We start from the raw sequence: 3,996 nt of genomic DNA, 5'->3' as shown, positions 1-3,996 counted from the left end.
GAGGCCGCGGCACCCCTGGCCGCGAAGGCCGCGTTGGACCGGGCCCGGGCCGGCGAGGTCGGGGCACTCGCTCCGATCGCCGCGATATTGGTCGCCCTGGCCATCGCCCGCTTCGCGGCGACCTACGGGCGGCGCTGGCTCGCGGGACGGCTGGCGCTCGACGTCCAGCACGAGGTGCGGGTGGACCTGCTCACCGCGCTGCACCGCTACGACGGACCGCGACAGGACCGGTTGCGCACCGGCCAGGTGGTGTCGCGCTCGATCAGCGATCTGCAGTTGGTGCAGGGGCTGCTCGCGATGGCGCCGCTCTCGGCCGCCTCGCTGCTGATCTTCGTCTTCGCCGCGGTGGCCATGCTGGTGCTCTCGCCGCCGCTGGCCCTGGTGTCGTTGCTGACCGTGCCGGTGCTGGCGCTGGTGGTGTACCGGGTGCGGCCGCGGCTGCACGCGGCCACCTGGTCGGCGCAGCAGCGGGCGGCCGATCTGGCCCAGCACGTCGAGGAAACCGTCACCGGCGTGCGGGTGGTGAAGGGTTTCGGCCAGGAATCGCGGATGGTGCGGATTCTGGAGGAGCACGGGCGGCGGCTCTACGCGCACCGGATGCGCGCGGCGCGCATCGATTCCCGGTTCGCGCCGACGGTGTCGGCGATTCCACAGGCCGGGCTGGTGATCGTGATCGCCCTCGGCGGCACGCTGGCGCTGCGTTCGGTGATCGGCGTCGGCACCTTCCTGGCCTTCGCGACCTACGTGACCATGATGGCTTCGAGCACCCGGATCCTGTCCAACGTCCTGGTCATGGCGCAGCTGACCCGGGCGGCGGCCGAACGCGTCTATCAGGTCATCGACGAGGCTCCGGAGACCATCGACCCGCCCGATCCGCAACCGCTGCCGGAGGGGCCGCTCGGGCTGCACATCCGAGGCCTCACCTTCGGATTCGACCCGGGACGCCCGGTGCTGCACGATTTCGATCTCACCGTGCGCCCCGGCGAGACGGTGGCGGTGATCGGACCGGCCGGCTCCGGAAAATCGACGCTGACACTGCTGCTGCCGCGATTCCACGCGCCCGAGTCGGGACGGATCAGCCTCTTCGGGGCGGACCAGGATCCGGAGACCGCCGGGATCGATATCGGGCGGGTGCGGGCCGCCGATCTGCGCGAGGCGATCGGCGTCGTCTTCGACGAGCCGTTCCTGTTCTCCGACACCATCTCCGCCAATATCGCGCTCGGCGCACCGGATGCCGGTCCCGAGGAGATCCGCGCGGCCGCCCGGATGGCCGCGGCCGACGAATTCATCCGCGCCCTGCCGGACGGTTACGACACCGTCGTCGGCGAGCGCGGCCTCACGCTCTCCGGAGGGCAGCGGCAACGCCTTGCCCTGGCGCGCGCCCTGCTCGCCGACCCGCGCGTCCTCGTCCTCGACGACGCCACCTCCGCGGTGGACGCCGTCACCGAGGCCGCGATCTTCGACGCCCTGCCCGCCCACGGCCGCACCACGCTGATCCTCGCGCACCGCGAATCGACCCTGGCACACGCGGATCGGGTGATCCGTCTGCCGGGACCGGGCGGCCGTATCGCGGAGCCGGGCCCGGATGGATTCCCGGATGCCGAACTCGTTGCGGCTGCCGAGGATTCGAGTTCGGAACCGGATGCGCCGCCGGAGATGCGGGCCGCGCTGGCGAGCCTGGCTCTGGCGACCGAACAACCGGAGCTCGACGATCGCGAGCTGGAACAGCCGGATCCGAAATTCCGGCTGGTGCGGTTGCTGCGGCCGGTGCGCCGGCTGCTGGCGGCCGTGGTCGCGCTGCTGGCCGTGGACGCGGCCATCTCGGTGGCGTTCCCGGCGCTCACCCGATTCGCACTCGACGACGGCGTCGGACAGCATCGCAGCGCCGTACTGGCGGTCGCGGCCGTCGCCGGGGTGGTGCTGGTGGTCCTGAGCTGGGTGGCCGAGGCTCTCAACACCCGGCTCTCGGCGCGCGGCGGCGAGCGGGTGCTGTACGGGCTGCGGGTGCGCAGCTACGCCCACCTGCAGCGACTCGGCCTGGACTACTACGAGCGCGAGCTGTCCGGCCGGATCATGACGCGGATGACGACCGATATCGACGCGCTGTCGACCTTCCTGCAAACCGGGCTGGGCACCGCCCTGATCAGCCTCGTCACGGTCGTGGGCATCGTGATCGCACTGCTGGTGATCGACGCCGCGCTGGCCGTCGTGGTGTTCGTGGCGCTGCCGCCGTTGATCGTGGCGACGGTGTTCTTCCGCCGCGTCTCGGCCTCGGCCTATTCGGCCTCGCGGGAACGGGTGGCCACGGTCAACGCCGACTTCCAGGAGAACGTCGCGGGCCTGCGCGCGACCCAGGCCTACCGCCACGAGGCCGAGGCCGCCCGCCGGTTCACCGACTATTCCGATCGATACCGCCGAGCCCGGTTGCGGGCCCAGCGCGCCATCGCGCTGTATTTCGCGTTCGTGCTGGCGTGGGCGGATCTGGCGCAGGCGGCGGTGGTGTATCTGGGCGCTCGCGAGGTCGCGCACGGCACCACGACGGCCGGCACGCTGGTGGCCTTCGTGCTCTACCTGAGCCTGTTGTTCGGGCCCATCACCCAGCTCTCCCAGGTCTTCGACGGCTACCAGCAGGCCCGGGTGGGGTTGCGCCGCATCGAAACGCTGCTGCACACGCCGTCCTCGATCGCTCCCGATCCGGCCGATGCGGTCGACATCGAGGACGGACTGCGCGGCGACGTGCGCTTCGACCGCGTGACCTTCCGCTACCCCGACGCCAGAACGCCTGCGCTGGAAGATGTTTCGCTGCACATCCCGGCCGGCTCGACCCTCGCGCTGGTCGGAGAGACCGGGGCCGGCAAATCGACGGTGGTCAAACTGCTGGCGCGCCTCTACGACCTTCCCCGTTCGCATCCCGGCGGAGACGGGGCCGGCGCACACTCCGGATCCATTCGCGTCGACGAGATCGATATCCGTGACTACCGGCTCGACCGGTTCCGTGCCCGGCTCGGCGTGGTCCCTCAGGAAGCTCACTTGTTCACCGGCGACGTCGCTAGCAACATTGCATTCGGGAAACCTTGTGCCACATCGGCCGACATCGCCCGGGCCGCCGCGGCGGTCGGCGCACTCGAGATGATCGAGACGCTGCCGCGCGGTATGGCCCAGCCGATCGGCGAGGGCGGACGCGGGCTGTCGGCGGGGCAACGCCAGCTGATCGCGCTGGCCCGCGCGGAGCTGGTGGACCCGGATCTGCTGCTGCTCGACGAGGCCACCGCGGTGCTGGATCCGGCCAATGAGGAAAAGGTGCTGGTAGCGAGCAGATCGCTGGCTCGCGGGCGCACCACGGTGATCGTGGCGCACCGCTTGGCGACCGCCGCGCGCGCCGATCGGATCGCGGTTGTCGCGCACGGCCGGATCGTGGAATTCGGCGCGCACGAGCAGTTACTGGCGGAGCGCGGAATCTATAACCGACTCTGGGAGGCAGCCGATTCCGACGAAGGAATATTCTCGACCGGGGACGAGTCGTCACCTATGAGGCTGGGTCTGTCCGGGGGTGGTTAACCGGACAGTGGCGCGGCGGTGCGCCTACGCATGGCCGCGCTGGGGCACGCTGTCACGGCTGGGCCTATCCTCAGAAAGGGCGCATCGGCGCACATCGTGCCGATCGACCCGTGCCGGGCACGTCACAAACGTCGCAGCGCGAAGAACGAAATGAGGCGAACACCTGCTGTGAGCAGCTCAACATCCCAGTTCGGACAGAACCAGTGGCTCGTCGACGAGATGTACCAGAAGTACAAGCAAGATCCGTCGTCGGTCGATGAGAGCTGGCACGAGTTTCTCGCCGACTACACACCGGAATCGCCGGGTGAGATAGCCAACAGCACTCCCGCCGCCTCCGCGCCGACCGCCGCCCCCAGCGCGCCGGCCACTCCGGCTCCGGCCCCCGCGAACGTCAACAACGCCGCGCCGAAGACCGCCCCCACCCCGGCGCCCGCTCCG

Annotated in this window: 2 protein-coding genes; both read left to right on the top strand. The window is 70.4% G+C overall.

Going from position 1 to position 3,996, the window contains the following annotated elements; all coding sequences use genetic code 11:
* Positions 1-3,558: ABC transporter ATP-binding protein (locus NN2_RS35415; protein ID WP_063910968.1), on the top strand; the 3,558-nt coding region annotated here is incomplete at its 5' end.
* 168 nt (positions 3,559-3,726) lie between these two features.
* Positions 3,727-3,996 (top strand): 2-oxoglutarate dehydrogenase E1 subunit family protein (locus NN2_RS35410; protein ID WP_245658985.1); only part of this gene is annotated, 270 nt, incomplete at its 3' end.

Source organism: Nocardia nova NBRC 15556 (assembly GCF_001613005.1).
GTDB lineage: Bacteria > Actinomycetota > Actinomycetes > Mycobacteriales > Mycobacteriaceae > Nocardia > Nocardia nova.
Note: the sequence above shows the minus strand (reverse complement) of the source record. Positions and strands in the feature narration are given on the sequence as shown.